At 33.2% G+C, this 24,211-nt stretch carries 21 protein-coding genes; 6 read left to right on the top strand and 15 right to left on the bottom strand.

Features of this window, described 5'->3' with window-relative positions; translation table 11 throughout:
- Positions 1–12 precede the first annotated feature (12 nt).
- Together NST35_RS08230 and zapA are read right to left on the bottom strand one after the other, a co-directional pair.
- Entirely contained in the window at positions 13–534 is a 522-nt protein-coding gene (locus tag NST35_RS08230; RefSeq protein ID WP_002446207.1) for a CvpA family protein, read from the bottom strand.
- Entirely contained in the window at positions 535–801 is a 267-nt protein-coding gene (gene zapA / locus NST35_RS08235; RefSeq protein WP_001830081.1) for a cell division protein ZapA, read from the bottom strand. It abuts the gene before it with no gap.
- A 258-nt stretch (positions 802–1,059) separates the two neighbouring features.
- On the opposite strand from zapA, the gene rnhC reads away from it, so the two are divergent.
- Positions 1,060–1,986 carry a ribonuclease HIII gene (rnhC, locus tag NST35_RS08240; RefSeq protein ID WP_002446206.1) on the top strand — a complete coding sequence of 309 codons (927 nt, stop codon included), beginning with the start codon at positions 1,060–1,062 and terminating at the stop codon, positions 1,984–1,986.
- 51 nt (positions 1,987–2,037) lie between these two features.
- On the opposite strand, the gene pheT is transcribed toward rnhC, so the two are convergent.
- The 3 genes from pheT to NST35_RS08255 form a co-directional block, all read right to left on the bottom strand.
- A complete protein-coding gene (gene pheT, locus NST35_RS08245) occupies positions 2,038–4,440 on the bottom strand; it encodes a phenylalanine--tRNA ligase subunit beta (RefSeq protein WP_002446205.1) in 2,403 nt (800 codons plus the stop codon).
- The gene (pheS, locus tag NST35_RS08250; protein WP_002446204.1) at positions 4,440–5,498 is read right to left on the bottom strand and encodes a phenylalanine--tRNA ligase subunit alpha; all 1,059 of its coding nucleotides are present in this window, start codon (positions 5,496–5,498) and stop codon (positions 4,440–4,442) included. The genes pheT and pheS overlap by 1 nt, the downstream gene beginning before the upstream one ends.
- Before the next feature lie 367 nt (positions 5,499–5,865).
- On the bottom strand, positions 5,866–6,606 hold the full coding sequence (locus NST35_RS08255; RefSeq protein ID WP_002446203.1) for a TrmH family RNA methyltransferase: 741 nt from the start codon (positions 6,604–6,606) through the stop codon (positions 5,866–5,868).
- A 338-nt stretch (positions 6,607–6,944) separates the two neighbouring features.
- On the opposite strand from NST35_RS08255, the gene NST35_RS08260 reads away from it, so the two are divergent.
- Positions 6,945–9,419: a YSIRK-type signal peptide-containing protein gene (locus NST35_RS08260; RefSeq protein WP_002486270.1), complete on the top strand. Its 2,475-nt coding sequence runs from the start codon at positions 6,945–6,947 to the stop codon at positions 9,417–9,419.
- A 479-nt stretch (positions 9,420–9,898) separates the two neighbouring features.
- On the opposite strand, the gene rpmF is transcribed toward NST35_RS08260, so the two are convergent.
- On the bottom strand, positions 9,899–10,072 hold the full coding sequence (gene rpmF, locus NST35_RS08265; RefSeq protein ID WP_001830121.1) for a 50S ribosomal protein L32: 174 nt from the start codon (positions 10,070–10,072) through the stop codon (positions 9,899–9,901).
- Between the two features lie 77 nt (positions 10,073–10,149).
- On the bottom strand, positions 10,150–10,704 hold the full coding sequence (locus NST35_RS08270) for a YceD family protein (RefSeq protein WP_001830128.1): 555 nt from the start codon (positions 10,702–10,704) through the stop codon (positions 10,150–10,152).
- A gap of 126 nt (positions 10,705–10,830) precedes the next feature.
- Here NST35_RS08270 and NST35_RS08275 point away from each other — a divergent pair, with 126 nt between their 5' ends.
- Positions 10,831–11,964: a nucleotidyltransferase gene (locus NST35_RS08275; RefSeq protein ID WP_002486281.1), complete on the top strand. Its 1,134-nt coding sequence runs from the start codon at positions 10,831–10,833 to the stop codon at positions 11,962–11,964.
- Between the two features lie 403 nt (positions 11,965–12,367).
- Here the strand turns inward: NST35_RS08275 and coaD are convergent, their stop codons facing one another.
- Positions 12,368–12,853 carry a pantetheine-phosphate adenylyltransferase gene (gene coaD, locus NST35_RS08280; protein WP_001830072.1) on the bottom strand — a complete coding sequence of 162 codons (486 nt, stop codon included), beginning with the start codon at positions 12,851–12,853 and terminating at the stop codon, positions 12,368–12,370.
- Between the two features lies 1 nt (position 12,854).
- A complete protein-coding gene (gene rsmD / locus NST35_RS08285) occupies positions 12,855–13,397 on the bottom strand; it encodes a 16S rRNA (guanine(966)-N(2))-methyltransferase RsmD (protein WP_001830140.1) in 543 nt (180 codons plus the stop codon).
- Positions 13,398–13,463: 66 nt separating this feature from the next.
- Here rsmD and NST35_RS08290 point away from each other — a divergent pair, with 66 nt between their 5' ends.
- Positions 13,464–13,853 carry a DUF7147 family protein gene (locus NST35_RS08290; RefSeq protein WP_001830114.1) on the top strand — a complete coding sequence of 130 codons (390 nt, stop codon included), beginning with the start codon at positions 13,464–13,466 and terminating at the stop codon, positions 13,851–13,853.
- Between the two features lie 9 nt (positions 13,854–13,862).
- Here the strand turns inward: NST35_RS08290 and NST35_RS08295 are convergent, their stop codons facing one another.
- Positions 13,863–14,114: a DUF2129 domain-containing protein gene (locus NST35_RS08295; protein ID WP_002439362.1), complete on the bottom strand. Its 252-nt coding sequence runs from the start codon at positions 14,112–14,114 to the stop codon at positions 13,863–13,865.
- 220 nt (positions 14,115–14,334) lie between these two features.
- On the opposite strand from NST35_RS08295, the gene NST35_RS08300 reads away from it, so the two are divergent.
- Entirely contained in the window at positions 14,335–15,261 is a 927-nt protein-coding gene (locus tag NST35_RS08300; RefSeq protein WP_001830132.1) for a glycerophosphodiester phosphodiesterase, read from the top strand.
- Between the two features lie 514 nt (positions 15,262–15,775).
- On the opposite strand, the gene NST35_RS08305 is transcribed toward NST35_RS08300, so the two are convergent.
- From NST35_RS08305 to cyoE, 4 genes are all read right to left on the bottom strand, one after another.
- Positions 15,776–16,210 (bottom strand): YlbF family regulator, encoded by a 435-nt coding sequence (locus NST35_RS08305; RefSeq protein ID WP_001830091.1) that lies wholly within the window; start codon positions 16,208–16,210, stop codon positions 15,776–15,778.
- A gap of 20 nt (positions 16,211–16,230) precedes the next feature.
- A complete protein-coding gene (locus NST35_RS08310; RefSeq protein ID WP_002456604.1) occupies positions 16,231–17,283 on the bottom strand; it encodes a CAP-associated domain-containing protein in 1,053 nt (350 codons plus the stop codon).
- A gap of 441 nt (positions 17,284–17,724) precedes the next feature.
- Positions 17,725–18,186, bottom strand: coding sequence for a DUF420 domain-containing protein (locus NST35_RS08315; RefSeq protein WP_002457433.1), 462 nt, complete (start codon positions 18,184–18,186; stop codon positions 17,725–17,727).
- A gap of 25 nt (positions 18,187–18,211) precedes the next feature.
- Positions 18,212–19,123 (bottom strand): heme o synthase, encoded by a 912-nt coding sequence (cyoE, locus tag NST35_RS08320; RefSeq protein ID WP_002457434.1) that lies wholly within the window; start codon positions 19,121–19,123, stop codon positions 18,212–18,214.
- Between the two features lie 302 nt (positions 19,124–19,425).
- Here cyoE and NST35_RS08325 point away from each other — a divergent pair, with 302 nt between their 5' ends.
- Positions 19,426–20,334 (top strand): COX15/CtaA family protein, encoded by a 909-nt coding sequence (locus NST35_RS08325; protein ID WP_002457435.1) that lies wholly within the window; start codon positions 19,426–19,428, stop codon positions 20,332–20,334.
- A gap of 141 nt (positions 20,335–20,475) precedes the next feature.
- On the opposite strand, the gene NST35_RS08330 is transcribed toward NST35_RS08325, so the two are convergent.
- Positions 20,476–23,925 carry a pyruvate carboxylase gene (locus NST35_RS08330; RefSeq protein WP_002457436.1) on the bottom strand — a complete coding sequence of 1,150 codons (3,450 nt, stop codon included), beginning with the start codon at positions 23,923–23,925 and terminating at the stop codon, positions 20,476–20,478.
- Positions 23,926–24,211 lie beyond the last annotated feature (286 nt).

The raw sequence follows: 24,211 nt of genomic DNA on the forward strand, positions 1-24,211 counted from the left end.
CATGTCATTACTTTATAAATTTAAAATAAATTGTGATAAATAAGGAATTTGTTCAATCACAACTCGACTTAATAGCGATTGAGATAATTGGTACTGTATAAATGAATGCGGATATAGCGATAATAAATAAAGTCCAATTTGTAAATATATAAAAACCGCTATGATACTCAAAACGACACTCGATATCCGACTTACTAAATGTATCTTTTTATACGTTATTATATTATCAAATGTAACAACAACTAGATACAAAATAAGCTTACACATACCAAATATTATAATAAATGCTATCACTTTTTCAAATCTGTATTGCAAATGATCATAAGGTATAGTATAGACCATATCAAACGCCACTGTTTTAGGAAATGGCACAAAAACAACTAAACGTTGCGCAATAGATTGATAATATTGTGACGCAATAAATAAAGATACAATTGAAGAAGCAAAATGCAATATCGATAACCAAATACCTCTACGAAACCCTATCACTATAAAGTAACAAATAATAATAAGAACAACTATATCAATGAGCATTTATTCATCTCTTTGTTTTAATTGATTTATTTCTTGCTGTAATCGTCTGTTCTCTTCTTCTAAAATAACTTTCTCATGCATAATATTCACAGATGTTAAAATCGCTTTTCGAGTTGTATCTAAACCTGCTGATTTTTGACCTAATTCTTGCATTTTTTCATCAACAAGATGTGCTACATAACGAATATGTTCAGGGCTATCTTCGCCAATGATTGTGAAATGTTGATCATTAATCGTAACATTTATTCTATTTTTAAATTCACCCATACTAATTTCTCCTGACCTTGGATTAAAATGATTTTAACTTAAACAATTATTCAAATTCCAATTTATTAAATTGTAAATTGTAGTATTTTACATAATTTTACTTATCATCAAATATTATACATGAGTGTAAATACCAATGTAAACGTCTGTTATTAAAAGATAATACAGATGACATATTCAACAATATCATTTAAGACTATCTTCAATATTAAAATTTGATAAAATATAAAAGAGTACAAAAAAGAGAGGATTCAATTAATGGGAAATGTAGTATACAAACTCACGTCAAAAGAAATTCAATCATTGATGGCTCAAACTACTTTTGAGACGACGAAGTTGCCTCAAGGTATGAAAGCTCGTACGAGATATCAAAATACTGTTATCAATATCTATAGTTCTGGCAAAGTAATGTTTCAAGGTAAGAATGCTGAGCAAGTAGCGAGTCAATTGCTACCAGATAAGCAATCAACAACTGGCAAACATACATCATCAAATACAACTAGTATTCAATATAATCATTTTCATTGTATTGGTAGCGATGAAGCAGGCAGTGGCGACTATTTTGGTCCATTGACTGTGTGTGCAGCTTATGTGAGCCAATCACATATCAAAATCTTAAAAGAACTTGGTGTAGATGATTCAAAAAAACTAAACGATACTAAAATCGTCGATCTTGCAGAACAGCTCATTACCTTTATCCCGCATTCTTTATTAACATTAGATAATGTTAAGTATAACGAACGACAAAGTCTAGGATGGTCTCAAGTTAAAATGAAAGCTGTCTTACATAATGAGGCTATCAAAAATGTGATTCAAAAAATTGAGCAAGATCAACTGGATTATATTGTTATTGATCAATTTGCAAAACGAGAAGTTTATCAACATTACGCATTATCAGCATTACCTTTTCCTGACAAAACAAAATTTGAAACAAAAGGTGAGTCTAAATCACTAGCAATCGCGACAGCAAGCATTATTTCTCGCTATGCATTTGTTAAACACATGGACCACATCTCTAAAAAACTACATATGGAAATCCCAAAAGGCGCAAGTAATAAAGTAGATTTAATTGCCGCTAAAGTCATTCAAAAATATGATATTCAACAACTTGATACTATTTCAAAAAAACATTTTAAAAACAGAGATAAAGCAATTCATCTAATAAATCAAAAATACAATAAATAAAAGGACTTACGCACTAGTATTTATTACTAATGCGTAAGTCCTTTATGATAATTATCTAATAATAGCACCATGCTTTTTAAGTGCTTCTAAAATTTTATCATGCACAGCATTTACACGTTCATCGGTAAGTGTGTTTTCTGTATCTAGATAACTAAGTCTAATTGCAATAGATTTTTTCCCTTTTTCTAAATGTTCACCCTCGTATACATCAAATACGAGTGTATCATTTAAAATATCTTCACCATTCTCATGAATAATGGATAACAATTCAGAAGAAGTAACTTCATGATTAACTTCTAATGCAATATCACGTGTTACACCTGGAAATCTAGGTATAGGCTCATAATTAATATATCCTACAGAAACTTCCATCATTGCATCATAATTAAGTTCAAATACATACGTGCGCTTTAAATCATTGTTAGCAGCCAACGTAGGGTGTAGCTCACCTATGAAGCCAATATCTTTACCATTAAGTGACACAATTGCTGTTCTTCCTGGATGTAACCCATCTATTTGACCAGCTCTAAAATCGAATTGAAGATTAAGCTTTTCAGCAACACGTTCAACAATACCCTTAGTTAAATAGAAATCAACGGGCTCTTTCTTGCCTTGCCATTTGTTATTAACAAAGTCTCCAGTTAATATACCGCTCAAGTATTCTACTTCATCTGGTAACTCACCTTCACCGTTACCAAAGAAGACACGTCCGATTTCATATAACTTAACATTTGTATTTTTACGAGCAACATTGTATGATACTGCATCAATTAAATGCGGCAATAAACTTTGACGTAATGTGGAATGTGCTTCACTCATAGGCATAAGTAATTCAATTGTAGAACGATTTTGTAATGCAAAATCTGTAGCATGATTTTTTGATACCAATGAATAAGTAATAGCTTGGTCTAGCCCAGCGCCCTCAAGTGTTTCTTTAACAGTACGCGTTTTAAACTGTCGATCTGTTAGTTCTCCACTTGTAACATCTTTAAATACAGGTAGCGTTGATGGTATGTCATCGTATCCATATATACGCGCTACTTCTTCTATTAAATCTTCTTTAATAGAAATATCTTTACGTCTTGATGGAACATTCACGATAATGTCACCATTTTTATTTTCAGTTTTAAATCCTAATTGCTCAAAAATATCAATGATTTCTTCATCAGTTAAATTAAAACCAATTGTACGGTTAACTTTGTCAGCAGTGATTTTTATTGGAGTCACAAATGATCCTAAATCTCCATATGAAATTCGATCTTTTAAAACTGTTGCTGAAGCATATGTTTCAAGTAAATAACAAGCTCTGTCTACAGCTTCATCGACGAATTCAGTTGCAATCCCCTTTTCAAATCGACTCGATGATTCGCTTCTTAAATTTAAACGGCGTGATGTATGTCGAATAGATACAGGATCAAAGATAGCCCCTTCTACTACAACATGTCGTGTTTGTTCAGTGACTTCAGAGAAATCTCCTCCCATAACACCTCCTAATGCTATAGGGTCTTTCCCATTTGTAATGACAATGTCAGTATCTAACAATCGACGTTCTTCACCATCTAAAGTTCTCATTGTCTCATCTTTTTTAGCCTGTCTAACTTCAATAGATTGCGAACCAATTTGCTCTTGATCAAACATGTGTAGAGGTTGGCCATATTCTAAAAGTACATAATTGGAAATATCTACCACATTATTAATTGGACGTATTCCCGCTTTAATTAATCGGAACTGCATCCATACTGGAGAAGGACCAATAGTCACGTCATGAACAACACGTGCACTATAGTAAGGTACTTTATCTTCGTTTTTAACTTCTATTGTTAGTTCATCTTTAGCAGACTCTTGACTTTCATTGCTTGTTAACTGAGGTTTATTCATTTTAGTTTGATATAAAGCTGCGACTTCATACGCAGTACCTATCATACTTAATGCATCAGCACGATTAGGTGTTAAATCAAATTCCATCACTTGGTCATTAAGATATAGTGCTTCTAGCGCATCTGTTCCAGGTTTTACTGCTTCTGGAAATACATATATACCTGATTCATAATTTTTAGGAGTTACATGACTTGAAATACCTATTTCTTGTAATGAGCAAATCATACCTTCAGAGCGTTCGCCACGTAATTTGGCACGTTTAATTTTAACTCCACCAGGTAAACGACCACCAACTTTAGCAACAATCACATGTTGCCCTTCATCTACATTTGGTGCACCACAAACAATTTGAACTGGTTCTTCTTCACCTAAGTCTACTTGACAAATATTTAATTTATCAGCATTGGGATGTGGCGTCTTCGACAAGACATGTCCAACTACTAATTTTTTTATATCTTTTGTATAGTCAATAATATCATCGACTTCAATTCCAGTTCTTGTAATTCTCTCTGCTAACGCTTGAACTGACTGGTCAACATTCACATAATCTTTTAGCCATTCGTTTGAAATTAACATTATTGTTCACCTCTATCTTCTACAGCTTTAAATTGATCTAAGAAACGGACATCATTGGTATAAAAGTGACGAATATCTTCAATACCATACTTTAACATTGCAATTCGATCTGGTCCCATACCAAATGCGAAGCCAGAATATTCCTTAGAATCGAATCCGGCCATTTCTAATACATTTGGGTGAACCATGCCTGCTCCTAAAATTTCAATCCAACCTGTGTGTTTACAAACATTACAACCCTGTCCTTTACATTTGAAACATGATACATCTACTTCAACTGATGGTTCAGTAAACGGGAAATAACTTGGGCGTAAACGAATCTCACGATCTGCACCGAATAATTTTTTGGCAACTAACTCTAAAGTCCCTTTTAAATCGCTCATTTTAATATTTTTATCAACTACTAAACCTTCAATTTGTGTAAATTGGTGGCTATGCGTTGCATCATCTGAGTCACGTCGATAAACTTTACCAGGACAAATAATTTTGACTGGTCCTTGTCCTTTACGTTTTTCCATAGTACGTGCTTGTACTGGTGAAGTATGTGTACGCATTAAAATTTCTTCTGTGATATAAAAGCTATCTTGCATATCACGTGCTGGATGCGATTTAGGTAAATTTAAAGCTTCAAAATTATAGTAATCTTGTTCAACTTCATAACCATCAACAATTTCATAACCTAACCCTAAGAACAAGTCTTCAATCTCTTCAACTGTACGTGTTAAAGGATGCTTTGATCCTATTTCAATATGACGACTTGGCAATGTGACATCAATTGTTTCTTCAGAAAGCTGTTGATTTAATTTCTCTTCTTTGATTAGCTTTTGTCTTTCATCTAATTCACTCTGAATAGTTTGTCTTAATTCATTTACCTTTTGACCGTACGCTGGTTTTTCTTCATTAGGTAAATCTTTCATATTTTTCATTAAGGCGCTAACAGAACCTTTTTTACCTAAATATTTCACCTTTACTTCTTGTAACGCTTGCGCATCATTTGCTTCATTAATATCAACTAAAGCTTGTTGCTTCAACTCAGACATTAGATCATTTTGAGTCATGACTGAATTCCTCCTTATATAGTCCCTTCAATTATTTACAAATCAATACCGCCACTTGTTAATAACAAAAAAGCTTTCATCCCCTGTTCAAAAGGGACGAAAGCTTTCCGTGGTACCACCCAAATTTATGCATGCGCATACACTTGTAAATCTATTGATAACGGAATGACTATTCCGACTTAAATTTCTTTAAGTTACCAAAAAGATGAAAAAATTATTACAAGTTGGAATGACTTTCAGTCTCGATCATTCTCCCTTTTCAACTTTCTAAATAATTTATGTCTTTTTATAGGTTATTATTAATATGTTAAAGCGATAGTAATTTTGAAATTTCATTCATTATTATAGTCGATGATAACATCAAAGGTCAACCTTTCAGCTGATACATTAAGATACTTCCAGCAATAGCTACATTTAAACTCTCAGCTTTGCCATAAATAGGAATAGTAAGATTTTGCGTTGTTTCTTTTAATAAATCTGGGTTGACACCCTCTCCTTCATTACCTAATACAAGCGCAAAATTGGCTTGTGCTTCAACATCATTGAAGCTCACTGCGTTTTCAAGTGCCGTACCATACACTGGACCATTAAATTGATGAATATAATTATAGATGTCATCAAAAATGACTGGTATATGAAAAATACTTCCTTGACTAGCACGTATCACCTTATCTTGAAAAGGGTCAGCCGTCCCCTTCTCCATAACTATCAAATCTAATCCAGCAGCATCAGCTGTCCTAATTAAAGTTCCTAGATTACCAGGATCTTGAATACGGTCAATTAATAACACTTGTTTGGCTTGTGTCTTATCATAAGTTGGTTTTTTTATAATGGCAAAGAAACCTTGCGGTGTAACAGTTCCAGAAAGTGCTTCAGCAACTTTTAGATTAATTTGATACACTTCTTTCGCATAATCAACTATTGAAGATGACATTCTATCGGGATCAACGATAAACAATTGTATTACTTCAATTTGACTTTGATAAGCTTCTTCTATGAGATGAATCCCCTCTATTAAAGCAAGACCTGTTTTATCTCTTTCACGTTTCTTTTTTAATTTATTCGCATTTTTTATTTTACTATTTTGAGCAGAAGTAATTTGTTCCATTAAAATATGTCTCCATCTTCAAAAGTTTATAATTCTATTGTAAGTGAATATGTATCATTTTCAAAGTCAATAATAATGTATTCTTTAAAATTGATATGTCCCTTGAAAATCAATCAATTTTGTAGTTCTTTCATTTAAGCGATTTTAATTTTAACACGTATGATGATTGTTTTGAAAACAGAAAAAATATTCAATAATTATTTTATATAGTTGTTTGAAGTTAGAAAAATATGTTAATATATTGACATCTAATACAAACTTAGATAGATTTATTTCAATCTAGTTTCAAAAATCTCAAACGCAACTGAGACAACTACATTCAAAGGAGAGATTACATTATGAAAAAATCTAGTAAATTTTCAAAAGATTTCCCTACTAGAAAAAATCATTACGCAATTAGAAAATTCACAGTGGGCACTGCTTCGATTATCGTAGGATCATTCTTATTTTTCGGACAAACACAAGCTCATGCTGAAGAATTCGAAAGAGTAACTACTGGTACAGTTGACACAGGTGGACAGCCTGCTAGAGCAGATCAAGGACAAGAAGGACCACAAGCAGGCGCGGATACGCACAATACAGCAAGTCAACCTGGTGCTACAGGTCAAGATGCACCAAATGAAAATCATGCTGGTGACCAAAATGCTGCAGTAACACATCCGGCTAATCAAGAAAATAATGCACCTCAAGTTGGGGCTGGTACTCCTGGCGCTGAGAACACACCACAAGCCGGTGGTGAAAGTCATAATCAAGATACTGCAGTAACTTCAGCAGGTACTAATGGGGAACAAAATGGTGGTAAACCAGCTACGTCAACAACTGGTCAAGATGCCGCGCAATCCAATGGACCTCAAGGTACTTCAGTAGCCCAACCTGGTAATGATGCTTCTAGCCAAGGTCATGATACACCTCAAGCTGATGCTGGTACTCATAATACAGAAGGCCAACCTGCTGTAACTACTGGTGAGCAAGCTGGTGGTAAGCCTGCTGCAACGAAACCTGAAGGTGCCAGTGCAGAAACTGCGCCAGCGCCTAATAATGCTGATGAAAATCACGCTCAACCTTCACCGCAAACAGGAGGTACTACAGCAACACAAGCTGGACAAGTAAAACCATCCGGTGATTCTACGCCTACCGGTGAGCCAAACAAAGCAGACGATCAAGGTACACAAATTAAACCTACAAGTAACCAAGGTACTACAGCAACAACTAATGAAACTGGAAATCAAAAACCAAGTGGTCAAACAGGTAATACTGAGAACACGCCTAATGATGGTACTCAATTAAAACCTAATAATGACCCAGCTGCGACTGGTACGCCAAATACTAATGGAGAACAAACTGGACAACCTAATGCAACAGTAACACCAGGACAAGGTAATGAAGAGATTAACGGAGCTAGTAAACCTGGAGAAGTGTCTCCGAAACCTGAAGAAAACAATCCAACTGCCACTGAACCTGGTACAACTGCACCTGGGAATACTAATCAAGACACACAAGTAAAACCTAATACAGATCAGACTGCTACTGGTACTCCAGCTGGTACTGATAATCAAAATACGCAACAAGGCAATACTGAACAAAATAACCAAAATGCTCAACCATCAGCACCTGGAACAACTGATCAATCCGGTGCTACGGTTAAACCTAGTACTACACCTAATCAAGACGCTGAAGTTAAACCTAGTACTACACCTAATCAAGACGCTGAAGTTAAACCTAATCCAGATCAAAATAATACACCAACTAATGGTCAAGACGGGAATCAAACAGGTCAAGGTACTCAAGTAAAACCTAATAACGATCAAACGGCAACTGGTACTCAAGGTGCCACTGGTAATCAAAATGCTGAACAAGGTAATACTGAACAAAATAACCAAAATGCTGAACCATCAGCACCTGGTACAACTGATCAAGCCGGTGCTACGGTTAAACCTGGTACTACACCTAACCAAGACGCTGAAGTTAAACCTAATACAGATCAGACTGCTACTGGTACTCAAGGTGCCACTGGTGATCAAAATGCTGAACAAGGTAATACTGAACAAAATAACCAAAATGCTGAACAAGGTAATACTGGGCAAGAGGGTTCTAATCCTAATCAAAGTGGTCAGTTAGGTGCTACGGTTAAACCTGGATCTGCTCCAAATCAAGATACTGAGGTAAAACCTAATCCAGATCAAAATAATAACCCAACTACTGGGCAAGACGCGAATCAAACAGGTCAAGGTACTCAAGTAAAACCTAATAACGATCAAACGACAACTGGTACTCCAGCTGGTACTGATAATCAAAATACACAACAAGGAAATACTGAACAAAACAATCAAAATGCTGAACAAGGTAATACTGGGCAAGAGGGTTCTAATCCTAATCAAAGTGGTCAGTTAGGTGCTACGGTTAAACCTGGATCTGCTCCAAATCAAGATACTGAAGCAACCCCTAATCCAGATCAAAATAATACACCAACTAATGGTCAAGACGGGGATCATACAGGTCAAGGTACTCAAGTAAAACCTAATCCAGATCAGACTGCTACTGGTACTCAAGGTGCCACTGGTGATCAAAATACGCAACAAGGCAATACTGAACAAAATAACCAAAATGCTGAACAAGGTAATACAGGCGGTACAGATAAAGATGCTAAAGTAAATACTAATGATGATGAAACAAAAACAGATGTTAAAAATGATACTGAATTACCTGAAACAGGACTAAGTAATGAATATGATTATACAACTACAGTATTTGGTTCTATCGCTTTAATATCTTCACTTTTATTACTAAGACGACAAAGAAAAGAATCTAAATAATACTTAACATCTTTAAAACGAGTAAATCGATATTGTGATTTACTCGATTTTTTAATTTCTTAAAAATTAATTTATCACAATATTAAATATTGAATAACTACAAAAGACGAATAAACTGAATAAGACAAAACGAGAACATGCTCGGTGACAAGGTTGATTATTCATAATATAAAGTATTAAATTGCTCTATTCAATTGTTAAATATTTTTTACATTCGGTCACACATAAATCAATATTCTGCTTCAAAATTAACTAAATTTCTATAAATTTTAAGAGACACATTTAAATTAGCTTAATTTTATTATATATACTCAAAAAAGAGATTCCTAAAATATAGGCATGCATTGTATTGGTAAGACAAGATAAATACTTTATTATTGCACTAAATTCCTATAAAAAAATTATTCTAGCTACTCTAGTTCAAAACAAAAAATCCAACAACCTCACATGAGATTGTTGGATTTATTTCTTGTGTTCTATTATTTAGAAACTACTTCTTCACCATTGTATGAACCACAGTTTTTACATACGCGGTGAGATAATTTGTATTCGCCACAGTTAGGGCATTCAGTCATACCAGGTACTGAAATTTTAAAATGTGTACGGCGTTTATTTTTTCTTGTTTTAGACGTTCTTCTTTTTGGTACTGCCATGATTAATCCTCCTTAGAATAGACACTTAATTCAAAATGTCAGCTCAATTAATAACTATTATATCATTAATTCAACTGCTATTGATCTTTATCGTATAATTGTTGTAATTTTTGAAGCCTTGGATCAACTTTTCTTTGTTCAGAATCACTATCTTGCTCTTTTTGAACTTCAGTCAATTGATCTTCATCAATGACTTCCCAACCATTGCCTTCTGTTAACATTTGATCACTATGTTCAGAATAAGCACGCATAGGTTTTTCAATAATTACAAGTTCTTCAGCAATGTCTTTAATATTAATCATACCGTCAGTTACAAGATGATAATGCTCATCTTCTTGATCGTCACTATCGGTATAACCATCATAGCCTTCTAAATCAAATACTTCTGAAGTAGATACATCAAGAGGCACATCAACTGGTACTAAAGTACGAGCACAAGGCATCGTGTAAGTTCCAGTAACATGCATGTCTGCAATCACTTCATTTGATTTGACTGTCAACTGTCCTTCAACATTGATATCTGAAAGATCAATTAAATCTAATGATTCTCTTAAATGCTCAAAATTAACCGTTTGATTAAATTCAAATGGCTTACCTTGATATTTTCTCAATTGTGTTATTGACCATTTCATATGGCTTCACCTCTAACAAGCACAAAATTTATTTTAACTTTCTAAACAAAAGTTGTCAAGATTTTTTCTTAACATACCTCGTTCTGTTACAATACTAATGATGAATACTGAAAAGGAGAAATGCAAATGAAAAGTGTTGGACTGATAACTGAATATAATCCTTTTCATAACGGGCACTTATTTCACGCTACATTGTCAAAACAACGCTCTGAAACTAATGTAACTATTGCTATTATGAGTGGCAATTTTGTGATGCGTGGAGAACCAGCAATCTACCATAAATTTAAACGCACTGAAATGGCTTTATCCGCTGTAGATTTGGTCGTTGAGCTACCATTGATAGGTAGCCTATCTTCTAGTGATACCTTTGCGGAAATAGCTATTAAAACAGCTCAGTATCTCGATATAGATATTATATCTTTTGGCAGTGAAAGTGCATCCTTAAAAGATTTACAATATCTTGCAACACAAATGATTGACTATGAAAAACATCCAGATTTTAAAGAGAAATTAAAACAAGGTAAAAGCTATCCACGAATCTTAAGTGAGTTAACACATAACGACACACTTTTACAATCTCCAAACAATATTTTAGGAATAAGCTACCTTAAAGCAATGCAGCAATTTGCGCCTCACATGTCAGCATTGACTATTAAAAGAGAAGGTTCACTTCATCATCAAAAAGTAATTGATCACCATCATTTTGCAAGTGGAACATCTATTAGGCGTTCGCTAATGAATGATAATGTAGACTGGAAAAATGTGGTCCCAAATCAAATACAATCTTTATATTGTAAACCTCATACTACGGTTGAGGATACATTTCCTTTTATCAAACACCAATTAATTACACAACCAAAAGAGAGCCTTCATTCTATTTACACAATAAATGAGGGGTTTGAAAATCGCTTGCAAACAATGATTCATCGAAGCGATTCCTTTGAGTCTCTATTATCAAACCTTAATACAAAACGTTATACGCAGACATATATTCAACGTGTATTAATGAATGTGTTATTAAATATAACAAAAGATGATGTTAACAAGGAAATTAACGCTGTTAGAGTTTTAGGAATGAGTGAAAAAGGACGCTCATATTTAAAATATTTAAAAGCTAATTATCCAAATCGTCACTACATTACTAATGTAAATCAAAAGACTGCACACTATTTTAAAAATGAAATTAAAGCGACTCATGTATATAATCTATTAAGTAATCAATCACAGACAGACTTTAACACACCTTTAGTACGCATTTAAATGTTATAAAAGACCCGAAATCTTACAGCTCAATCATAGTGTTAGATACAAAACATAAATTGTAGTTTAATCCCATTGTAGTCAACGTTATTCTTTCACTGACCTGAACTTTTTTGTCATATTTCGTATAAAGAGTCACCTTTCTATCAACTTTATAATAAAAGACTCTGCTCTTATGGGTGTATCGCTTCATATTATCTATATCTTGCTGTAATCATTATGAACAAAAACTATAACATCTTTATTGTAATTTTGTTGTTCATTATGACTAAAATCCCTCAATAGAGTATCTTACAATTAGATACCCTATTGAGGGATTTTTTGACTGGATGATTAAGAGGTGGCAGCCTATTTCATATATAGAACTAAATGACTGTTATACACCTCTATATGTACAGTTGCCTTAGACATTAAATTTCTTTTTTAATGCTCTTTCGACATGAGGTGGTACAAAAGGTGAAATGTCCGCTTGATATGCAGCTACTTCTTTAACAATACTTGAACTTATAAATGAATAGTTTGCACTTGTCATCATGTACATTGTTTCAATATTACTATTTAACTTTTTGTTCATAGAAGTAAGTCGTAGTTCATATTCAAAGTCACTTACAGCTCTTAAACCTCGAATAATTGTCTTTGCACCTACTTGATCACAAAAATCAACAAGCAATCCATTAAAATGATGCACTTGTATATTAGGCAAATGTTTAACCGACTCTTCAATCAACGTCATGCGTTCTTCTGAGTCAAACGTTCCACCTTTACTACTATTTTTTAGTACACAAACATGGATTTCATCAAAGCGGTCGGCGCTTCTTTCAATGATATCTAAGTGACCATATGTAATTGGATCAAAACTACCGGGAATAACTGCTCTTGTCTTACTCATATTATTCTCCTTTTTCAAGTAACAAAGTATCTGTCAAACCATAATGATAACGCTTAATCATTTGAAATGGCGCAATTGTTATTTCTTCATTATGACTAAACTCACAAACGATAATACCATTTTCTTTTAATAAGTTAAACTCTGCTATACGAGAAATCGCCTCATTTATAAGCCCTTTATTATAAGGTGGGTCTAAAAAGATAACATCGAATTGTATTTCTCGTTTAGCAAGTGCTTTAAGTGCTCTGTCAGCATTATTTTTATAGACTTCAGCTTGTGACATTAAATCTAATTGATTAAGATTAGCTTTTATAACCTTGACCGCTTTAAAATTTTGATCTACAAAAATCATTTTATCCATACCACGGGATAATGCTTCAATGCCAAGTGCACCACTACCGGCAAATAAGTCTAATCCTAAACCAGAAACATCATATAAACTATTAAAAATACCTTCTTTAACTTTATCCATAGTTGGACGAGTATTTCGCCCCTCTAAACTTTCTAGCGCTTTACTTTTATGCTTACCCGCAATTACACGCATTGACTCACACTTCCATTTCATTCATTTATTTAATATAATTTGAAGATAAAGGAGTTTGATTTATTTATGAAACAATCATTTATTAAAATTGGTGAAGGTTTAACCGATTTATTCGAATTTACAACTCTTATAGAATATAATCATAAGCGAATCAATCGTATTGTGTATTTCCATACACCTCATTCTGAGAAACAATTATCGTCCGTTGCAATAATAATGAACCCTACTGCTGAAAAACATTTCCAGGCTATGTATATCATGACAAATGCCTTAAAATATCCCTATCCAGAGGGCAACAAAAAATTCAATATGATTAATTCAGCTGCAGAAAATTATGACATACCAGTTGTAGGTATCGACGTACAACCTCCTGATGTATATCCAGACTTAGAATTATATTTTAACTACCTTATCAGTGTTTTGCGTCTTCAAAGATGGATACCACCTTTGCAATAAATTGATACTCTATTGTATTTCATGTTTTTCTTTTTCATATGTTTTTTTCAAATATTTATATGGGGAACCTTGAATGTCGTGAACGTACTTGAGTTGCATAAGTTTATGAACAATATTGTCAGCATCTGCTTCATTTATATACATCACAACATATTTTCGTTGACGGTTTGAGTGCACGATGTGTCCATATTTTCTAATTTGTCGCTCATGTTTCATATGTTTTAAATAAATAATTAAACTCGTTCTAGGAATTATATTCATTTCTTACTCACTCCATTATTTATACATTTGTTATCATATCATGACTTTATAAGTAATGAAATGACTAAGGATTAACCTAAATGATAAAAGTTATATTGAAACTCTATGACTTTAAACTTATCTATCTTAAAATGATAATGAGTAAAAGGAATCATAACCATCGTACCCAACAATAATGTTGGGGTACACACACTCTAACTATCACTAGGAGGATTCGATTATGGCTCATTCAAAAAAATGGTTTATTAATGGTACGTTGGCAACAGCCGGTATTATAAGCAGTCTATTTTACTTTTTAAAAAATAAAAATAAATCACCGCAACAATTAAAATCTATTCCACCTTTCTTCTCAGGACAAGCACCTTACATATTTGCACATAGAGGTGGCATGGCAATGCGACCAGAGCAAACACAGTTGGCATTTGATAATGCTGTTGAATATGGATTGGATGGCTTTGAAACAGATGTACGACTAACTAAAGATGAACAACTCATTGTTTTTCACGATGCACTTGTCGACCGTACAACTAATGGTTCAGGTAAAGTGAGTGAACATACTCTAGCTGAACTAAAACGATTAGATGCGGGATATCATTTTACTGACATCAATAATCAAACACCTTATCGCGGGCACGATAAAGCTAAGATTTTATCATTCGAGGAACTGCTTGAATTGTACCCTAATATGTATATCAATGTGGATTTAAAAGATGCGCCAGACACATATGAAGGTCGTATCGCACCAAAAGTGATTTACGATAATATCATCAAACATGGGGCGCAACATCGAGTGCTCGTTACAAGCTTCCATAAAAAACAAATTCAACGTTTCACTGAGTATAACCAAGCTGACATTGCTATCGGTGCTAGTGAAGGCGAAGTTGCTGAAGGTTTTATTAAATTTAACGGCATGTTAGGTCACACATTTAAACCACAAGCAGACACATTCCAAATGCCAGTTGCATATAAAGGAATTTCATTAACTTCTAAGCGTTTCATTCAATGGCTTAACTTAAATAATATTGTACCCGGTTACTATGGTGTGAATAGTATAGATTTAATGACAGATTTATATCATAAAGGTGTTCATACTTTAGTTACAGATCGCCCAGATTTAGGTCAACAATTTAAAGAAACTTTAAAATAAATTGAAATATAAGTTTCGTAATGATTACTTATGATTAATTTAACTAAAAATACCTAGGACATCCAACTTGTCCTAGGTATTTAACGTATTATCCGCGCGTTTCTGAAGTGAAAGTACATTCATTTTTAGTCTTATAACATTAATTTATCTTTGACTAAATAATGCGATATTTACGATATCATTATTTAACTTTGTATATAGTTTGCACGGTATAAATATATTTTTATAAATAATCATCGTTAAAGATAGAAATGACTTTGATAGAGTGCGAATCTAACATTTTGTTTTATAGAATGTATATACAGTAGACTTACCCTTTCAAAAAATATAATGGATAAAAAGAGGTGTGAAATAGTTTATTAATCCATTTCACTTCTCTTCTAAATGATACCAACCGCTTCCTTCAAAGTAACAAATTCTTGATTACATAGATTTACCTTCTGTATAACATTAATTAAACAAACATAAGTCTTTGTTATTACTGATTAATTAATGCTTTGATCATGCCTTTTAATTACAATGAACAGTTACATGTGCCACCAGATGCACATCCATCATGTCCAGTTTGGAAGAAAGGATTACCTGTTTCAATTTTTACATGCTCAGAAACAGCAAATGCGATTTTGGACATCACTTCGTCAATTAAATTTTGTAATGCCACTTCCTTTGCTTTATACTCCATTACTACTGGAAGCATTTCATAAGCACGTTTTCGTTTTCGAGTTTCTAACATAATATCTTTGTAATCGGGATGATATTTTCCAAATCTCATCACATCATCATACTTATCTTTCACTTTTAGAAAAGCTTGATAAAGTAGACTTGCTTCATCATCAGCATCTAATTGCATTTTAGCTCGTCGGTATGAGACATAAATATCAGATTGTACAATCATATCCGAGATATCCTCAATATCATCTAAAATGTCTAATGTTTCTTCAGTAATCACAGAATCATCCTTTATTTATTTTACTTTTCTACAAATATTAATGAATAATAATCACTCATCACTTCTCCACCCATTTCATCATATTTATTACTTAACAAGCGTGAGCGATGAATATCAGAATTAATCCAACTATGAATAAGTGTAGGCACATCGTCAAAATCATAACCTACATTTTGACTTGCTGACTTATAACTTACATGGCGTTCATCCAGTTGTTGTGTTAAAGCATTCTCAGTAAACTCCACACTGTTTGATCCTTTATCCGTTGCTTCATACAGATTGATAGCAGCAATACGAGCAATATCGTTGTTAACTTTAAGTGATTTTAAATTTTTCATTTCTCTCATTTTATTCGTTACTTCATAGAGTGTAATCAATTGATTAGGGTTTTGTTCATGTGGAATTTTATCGTCGGAACTTTCACTAATTTGTCCCTCATCTTCTGCTCTATTTAACTTATATGGTTGTAGTGTTGCCAATGTATTTGCATCTAAAAATCTCACTGCCAAAATTTTATTAGTTTGTTGATCAGAATATATTTGAGCATAAACATCTCCATATTTAATTAACGTCTGTGTCTTTAAGTCTTCATCAGACATTTCAAATTTATAAGTTTTACCTTTCGTTTTGACAGTTGGTTCTGGATTAATACTAGTATCTTCAAAAATATGAGATGAACTTTCACCTATTTTAAGTGGGCTCACTTTCACACCTTTACCTGTGGCATAAACTGATGTGATTGTTCCTTTATTAGTACTTACAATATAATATTCATCTTTCTGTTTAAAGACATAATTTTTTAACCCATTTTTATATGGATAAGACCGATCAGCTTGTCCATAATGATGCGTTAGTGTTTTAATATCTTTTCCAATCCAAGTCCCTATCCCTTCTTTAGGTTTAGGGTTCTCAGCATCCTTATTCACCTGTTTAAATTGCTCCGTCTTAGTCGTTTTGCTATTTTTATTTGGATTCTCTAGAACATCAAACTTTAAACGTGGTGAGTAAAAGAGATAAATTAAAAATGTCACTAATAATATAACACCAATAACTTTAATTATTAACTTCTTCATCTTTCACCCACCTCTTAATAATTATATATATTGTACAAAAATGTACTAACCTTTTTCAACATAAGTGAAACGTGTAAACATTTCCCATCATTATTCGTATAAAACAAATTTTAAATACTTTTGTATTCGTTATTTATACCAAAGTAAACATGAATGAATTTTCAAACATCTTAAAAGATAAATATTGAAAAGATATATATCGTATCAGTAAAAAACGACTTCAGTATGATTACAGATCTCGCTTCAATTTATTTAAAATATTTAGATAGGATTTGAGTCATATGTGATATGTATGTAACTGTAGAAATAGTAGATAATGATTAGGAATAAAAAATTTGTTTATTGTATAATTTATGACAACCTGACAACTAAGTTATCTTCGTTCAGTACATAAAAATACCTGAGACAACCATTTGTGTCTCAGGCTCTTATAAAGAAAATTTATAGACCTAATGTAGCTTTAAGCAATGATGTTGTTTCTCCACCTGGATACAATATATATAACAATACATAAACTGCAACACCAGTAATTGCGGTAAAGAACCAAATTATTGAAGCCCAAGGCCCAATCTTTCTGTGAATATGAAGTTTATCTTTGAAGGCTAAAATGATTTGAATTAAGCCTAAAACGCCACCAACTGTTGCAAGAATGATATGGAAAACTAAGAAAATAGTGTAATAAACTTTAATAGAACTTGGTCCACCGAAAGCTGTATTACCGATAAAAATAGTTCTTGCTGCATAAATAATAAAGAATGTTAAAGCGAAAAAGGCAGCCCATAGCATAATGTTTTTATGCTTATGAACTTGACGTTTCCAAATCAATGTCCAACCAATAGCGACTAAAATCGCACTAATAACAATACACGATGTACTTATCGTTGGTAAAATGGGTACGTTCATAAGTTTCATCCTTACTTAAGTTAATTTATATCATCTTGATTAATGAAACAACTACAACGAGCGCAAAGAATACTACTAAGTAGTTCAATGAATAAATGAACATTTGCGTTGCCCATTTAGTTTGATTAGATTCTTTTCTGAACGTTGTAAAACCTAAAGCTAACCATCCTAAATTAAGTAGTGTAGCAATAACAACAAAAGTTACACCTAAATTAGATAATAAGAATGGTAATGGTAATAATAACACTAACCAAATAAACATGCTTACTCTTGTCCGTTTGAAACCTTTCACTGATGGTAACATAGGAATATTTGCAAGCGCATACTCATCACTACGTTTAATTGCAAGAGCGTAGAAATGGATGGGTTGCCAACAAAAGACAACTAAGAAGAGTGCTACTGCTGGTAAACTTAATGATCCATCGATAGCTACCCAACCAATTAATGGCGGTACAGCTCCAGGAAAACTTCCAACAACAGTATTCCAAGTTGTGTGACGCTTAGACCAAATTGAATAGTAAGATACATATCCAACAATACCAATTAATCCTAAAACACCAGAAGGTATATTTAATAAGAATAAACATGCTTCACCTATTAACATCATCCCAAAACTTAACATTAATAAGTTTCTATCAGATATTCTATCATTTACTGTTGGTCTACTTTGCTTACTTGGCATAATGCGATCAATATCTTGATCATAATAATTATTTAAAGCACAAGCGCCCCCCATAATAAGCGTAGAGCCAACTAGCATCAATAGTATTTGTGGAATGGAAGATAGGAAGGAATGGTTTGTCATTACTATTGCAAGCCATGCGCCTGCAAAAGCAGGTATTAAATTACCTTGAACAAGGCCCATTTTAATAATTTGTTGTAATTCTTTGAAGGATACACGGCCCGTAGTATGTGACAAAGTTTGATCTTTGTTCATAATTCCCCTCCTTAAATTTCTCATATAGTATAATGATATAGTAAATCACATAAAAAGACTAGGTTTTATAAAATTAAATTGTGACACTTTTACGACATTATAAATCGTCAATTTTGTGACACACTTAAAAATGTTATTCTTGATATAATAAGTTAAAAATAAAAATATGTACATTAATTTAAAGTCATTTTTCTTCAAGTGTCGTATTAAATGAAGTATCAATTAACGAGTCTTTCAATGACTTTATTCTATTATGTAATATTATAATTTAATACTTTAAATTAATGATGGGGTGTTTATCATTGTTTAGAAAGCAAAACCTTAAATGGTTAGGTGTTTTAGCTACGATTATTATGACCTTTGTACAATTAGGTGGCGCCCTCGTAACTAAAACAGGATCAGAAGATGGTTGTGGCTCGTCTTGGCCTTTATGTAACGGCGCTCTACTTCCAGAAAATTTACCAATACAAACAATTATAGAACTGAGTCATCGCGCAGTATCAGCCATTTCACTTATAGTTGTATTATGGCTTGTAATTACAGCTTGGAAAAATATTGGATATATTAAAGAAATCAAACCACTCTCTATTATTAGTGTTGGTTTTTTATTAGTTCAAGCACTTGTGGGTGCTGCTGCTGTGATATGGCAACAAAATCCTTATGTATTAGCACTACATTTTGGTATATCACTTATCAGTTTCTCTTCTGTTTTCTTAATGACATTAATTATTTTCTCAATTGACAAAAAATATGAAGCTGACATTTTATTTATTCACAAACCTTTACGTATCTTAACTTGGTTGATGGCTATCATAGTATACTTAACTATTTATACTGGTGCTTTAGTTAGACATACTAAATCAAGTCTTGCTTATGGTGCTTGGCCTATTCCATTTGATGATATCGTTCCTCATAATGCGCATGATTGGGTACAATTCTCGCACAGAGGTATGGCCCTCATCACTTTTATCTGGATTATGATTACATTTATACACGCTATTAAGAATTATTCAGATAATCGAACTGTACGCTATGGTTATACTGCATCATTTATACTTGTTATCCTTCAAGTTATTACAGGTGCTTTATCAGTCATAACTAATGTCAATTTAATTATTGCGTTATTCCATGCTTTGTTTATCACATACTTATTCGGAATGATTGCTTACTTTATTTTACTAATGTTAAGAACTACGAGAAGTCTAAAATAATTTATTTTTTTCATAAATTTATAACAATTAAAAAGACACGCCACTCAAAATACCATAACGGTAAGATAAGTGGCGTGTTTTAATATATTTAAGTAAAAATAGACCATCTAAATATCTTACTAATCTAGATGGTCATATTAACTATGATTGTTTTTCAATTTCCACTAATAAATCTCCTGTGGCAATGGCATCTCCATTAGCAACATTTATTTGCTTAATAATTCCATCAAATGGCGCCTGAATCGTCGTTTCCATCTTCATTGCTTCAGTGATTAATAATGGTTGATTAGCTTGAACTTCATCGCCTACAGACACTTTAACTTCAGTTACAGAACCAGGCATTTGAGCACCAATATGATTTGGATTTGATTTATCCGCCTTTGGTTTAACATTAGCATTCGTTTTTACATTTTCATCTTGAATATAAATACGTCTTGCTTGACCATTCATAGCGTAATAAATTGTACGTTTACCATTCTCATCTGGTTCACTGATTGTTTCTAATTTAATAATTAGACGTTTACCAGTATCAATTTCGATTTCAACTGTTTCACCATTACGCATGCCAAATAAGAATGTCGGTGTATCCAGTAAAGATACATTACCAAATTGCTCTTTAGTTTGAATATATTGTTTATATACCTTCGGATAAAGTACATAACTAATTATATCTTGTTCTGTTACCTCGTCTTGTTGTATGTCGCTTAATTCTTGACGGATTGCTTCAAAATCGACTGGCTCCAAGTATTCCCCTGGTCTTTCAGTAATTGGTTGCTGTCCTTTTAAAATAACATCTTGCAATTTCTTGTTGAATCCATTGACAGGTTGTCCAATATCACCTTTAAAGAATGACACAACAGATTCTGGAAAATCTAATTTATAACCATCATTGATGACAGTATCTTCATCAAGATCATTTTGCACCATATATAGTGCCATATCTCCAACTACCTTTGAAGATGGTGTTACTTTTACAAGATCTCCAAACAGGAAGTTGACACGACGATACATCTCTTTGACTTCATCAAAACGTTCACCCAATCCTAAACTTTTAGCTTGTTGACTTAAGTTTGAATATTGGCCACCCGGCATTTCATGTTGATAAATTTCTGTATTTGGTGATTTGATATCACTCTCAAAGTCTGCATAGTAAGGTCTGACTACAGACCAGTAATGACTTAATTCTTCTAAACCATCAATATCAGTTCTTAAATTACGTGGGAATCCATTTAGTGCATAATATAATGAGTTTGCACTTGGTTGACTCGTTAAACCACTCATAGATGCAACAGCAGTATCTATAATATCTACGCCAGCATCAATGGCTTGTTTATATGTCAACAATCCATTTCCACTTGTATCATGTGTATGTAAATGAATTGGAAGATGTGTTGCCTCACGTAGTTCACCAATTAATTCAAAAGCTGCCTTCGGTTTCAATAAACCAGCCATATCTTTAATTGCTAAAATATGGAATCCTTCTCTTTCCAGCTCTTTAGCCATTTTAACGTAATAATCTAAAGTATAAATATTAGAACGTTCAGCATTTAAAATATCACCTGTATAGCAAATTGTACCCTCAGATACCATTCCCGCTTCTTGAACAGCTTCATTTGCTACTTTCATTTGATCAACCCAGTTCAATGAGTCGAAAATACGGAAAACATCTACACCAGCTTTTGCACTTTCATGAACGAATTTCTTAATTACGTTATCAGGATAGTTTTTATAACCTACTGCGTTCGAAGCGCGTAATAACATTTGGAATAACACATTCGGAATGGCTTTGCGCAATCTTTCTAAACGTTCCCATGGATTCTCTTTCAAGAAATTATAAGCGACATCAAATGTTGCACCACCCCACATTTCTAATGAAAAACTATCTTTAAACACTTCAGCAGTTTTAGATGCAATGTTCATCATATCTTTTGTTCTTACTCGTGTTGCAAGTAAAGATTGGTGTGCATCTCTAAATGTAGTATCGGTAATTAAAACATCTTCTTGTTCTCTCACCCAATTTGCAACACCTGTTGGTCCATGTTGCTCAAGGATTTGTTTTGTTCCAGATAACTGATTGATTTTCTTTTGAGAAATTTTTGGGATTTTGGTAGATTCATATTCTGGTTTTGGACGCTTTTCTACATTAGGAAATCCGTTTATCGTCACATTACCAATATACTCTAAAGTCTTGGTACCTCTATCCAATGTCGGTGCAATATCGAAAAGTTCAGGTGTTTCTTCAATAAATTTAGTTGTATAATCACCACTTCTAAATTTATCATTACGCATAACATTGATGAGAAATGGAATATTCGTTTTTACACCACGAATTCGCATTTCGCGTAATGAACGTTCCATTTTCTCTTCAGCTTGTTTAAATGAAACGGCATGTGTAGAAAGCTTAACTAATAGTGAATCGTAGTAAGGTGAAATTTCTGCACCTTGGAATCCATCACCTGCATCAAGTCTCACTCCAAAACCGCCACTTGATCGATATGCAATAATTGTGCCAGAATCTGGCATAAAATCATTAGTAGGATCTTCAGTTGTTATACGACATTGTATCGCATATCCTAAAGTTTGTATTTCATTTTGGTGTGGCATAGAGATTTTATCTCCAAATAACGATTCTCCATCAGCAACTAAAATTTGCGTTTTTACAATGTCTATACCAGTAATCATTTCAGTAATTGTATGCTCAACTTGAACACGTGGATTAACCTCAATGAAGAAAAATTCATCTCCAGAAACTAAAAATTCCACTGTTCCAGCGTTGACATATTTAATATTTTTCATCAGTTGAATCGCGGCATCACAAATTCGCTCTCTTAATTTGTTAGAAAGACCTACTGAAGGTGCAACTTCAACGACCTTTTGATGACGTCTTTGCACGGAGCAATCCCTTTCATACAAATGAATGATATTCCCGAATTCGTCACCAATAACTTGAACTTCTATATGCTTTGGATTATCAATATATCTTTCAATATAAACTTCGCTATTACCAAATGACTTTTCGGCTTCTGATTTCGCACGATGGAAAGCGTCTTCTAACTCGCTTGATTCACGAACGATTCGCATACCTTTACCGCCGCCACCGCTAGTGGCCTTAATCATAAGTGGGTAACCTGCTTCATTAGCAAACTGTTCTGCAGCTTCAAAACTTTCAATAGGACCATCTGTACCTGGGATTACAGGTAAGTTAGCGTTAATAGCAGTTGTTCTTGCCTTAACCTTATCTCCGAACATGTCTAGATGTTCTAGATGCGGACCTATAAATTTAATGCCTTCCTCAGCACATCGGCGTGCAAATTGCTCATTTTCACTTAAAAAACCATACCCAGGATGAATTGCATCGACACCCGCGCGAAGAGCTACTTCGATGATACGTTCGATATTCAAATAACTTTCAGCAGGTCCTAAGTCACTTCCCACTAAATAGGATTCATCTGCTTTATATCTATGTAACGAACTTTTATCTTCATTAGAATAAATTGCTACTGTACTAATATTTAATTCTGCTGCCGCTCTAAAAATTCTAATAGCGATTTCACCACGGTTAGCAACAAGTAATTTCTTTATTTGTTTCAAAAGCCAAGACACCCCTTAGAATGTTACGAATTTTCTAAATAATTAGATAATAAAATTTTATCTCAAATGATTGAATAATTCTATAGTTATTCATGAAAGAATCATATCATTTATCAATTTGTAACATTTAATTAAATAAATTAGTTCAAACTGACTACACTATGTGTAAGTTAAGTTGTCAGTCAATTACTAGAAAACTTATAAATGTTAATAATTTAATATTATCATCTATATAAGAATGACGCTAGTTAAAGTATGCAGATTTACAGAATCTTAAATTGTGATC

The organism is Staphylococcus sp. FSL W8-0304 (assembly GCF_038006565.1).
Taxonomy (GTDB): Bacteria; Bacillota; Bacilli; order Staphylococcales; family Staphylococcaceae; genus Staphylococcus; species Staphylococcus epidermidis.

What these genes read in the sequence shown, in the direction of transcription:
- NST35_RS08230 (WP_002446207.1), bottom strand. Translation starts at nt 534, where the DNA reads ATGCTCATTGATATAGTTGTTCTTATTATTATTTGTTACTTTATAGTG.
- zapA (WP_001830081.1), bottom strand. Translation starts at nt 801, where the DNA reads ATGGGTGAATTTAAAAATAGAATAAATGTTACGATTAATGATCAACAT.
- rnhC (WP_002446206.1), top strand. Translation starts at nt 1,060, where the DNA reads ATGGGAAATGTAGTATACAAACTCACGTCAAAAGAAATTCAATCATTG.
- pheT (WP_002446205.1), bottom strand. Translation starts at nt 4,440, where the DNA reads ATGTTAATTTCAAACGAATGGCTAAAAGATTATGTGAATGTTGACCAG.
- pheS (WP_002446204.1), bottom strand. Translation starts at nt 5,498, where the DNA reads ATGACTCAAAATGATCTAATGTCTGAGTTGAAGCAACAAGCTTTAGTT.
- NST35_RS08255 (WP_002446203.1), bottom strand. Translation starts at nt 6,606, where the DNA reads ATGGAACAAATTACTTCTGCTCAAAATAGTAAAATAAAAAATGCGAAT.
- NST35_RS08260 (WP_002486270.1), top strand. Translation starts at nt 6,945, where the DNA reads ATGAAAAAATCTAGTAAATTTTCAAAAGATTTCCCTACTAGAAAAAAT.
- rpmF (WP_001830121.1), bottom strand. Translation starts at nt 10,072, where the DNA reads ATGGCAGTACCAAAAAGAAGAACGTCTAAAACAAGAAAAAATAAACGC.
- NST35_RS08270 (WP_001830128.1), bottom strand. Translation starts at nt 10,704, where the DNA reads ATGAAATGGTCAATAACACAATTGAGAAAATATCAAGGTAAGCCATTT.
- NST35_RS08275 (WP_002486281.1), top strand. Translation starts at nt 10,831, where the DNA reads ATGAAAAGTGTTGGACTGATAACTGAATATAATCCTTTTCATAACGGG.
- coaD (WP_001830072.1), bottom strand. Translation starts at nt 12,853, where the DNA reads ATGAGTAAGACAAGAGCAGTTATTCCCGGTAGTTTTGATCCAATTACA.
- rsmD (WP_001830140.1), bottom strand. Translation starts at nt 13,397, where the DNA reads ATGCGTGTAATTGCGGGTAAGCATAAAAGTAAAGCGCTAGAAAGTTTA.
- NST35_RS08290 (WP_001830114.1), top strand. Translation starts at nt 13,464, where the DNA reads ATGAAACAATCATTTATTAAAATTGGTGAAGGTTTAACCGATTTATTC.
- NST35_RS08295 (WP_002439362.1), bottom strand. Translation starts at nt 14,114, where the DNA reads ATGAATATAATTCCTAGAACGAGTTTAATTATTTATTTAAAACATATG.
- NST35_RS08300 (WP_001830132.1), top strand. Translation starts at nt 14,335, where the DNA reads ATGGCTCATTCAAAAAAATGGTTTATTAATGGTACGTTGGCAACAGCC.
- NST35_RS08310 (WP_002456604.1), bottom strand. Translation starts at nt 17,283, where the DNA reads ATGAAGAAGTTAATAATTAAAGTTATTGGTGTTATATTATTAGTGACA.
- NST35_RS08315 (WP_002457433.1), bottom strand. Translation starts at nt 18,186, where the DNA reads ATGAACGTACCCATTTTACCAACGATAAGTACATCGTGTATTGTTATT.
- cyoE (WP_002457434.1), bottom strand. Translation starts at nt 19,123, where the DNA reads ATGAACAAAGATCAAACTTTGTCACATACTACGGGCCGTGTATCCTTC.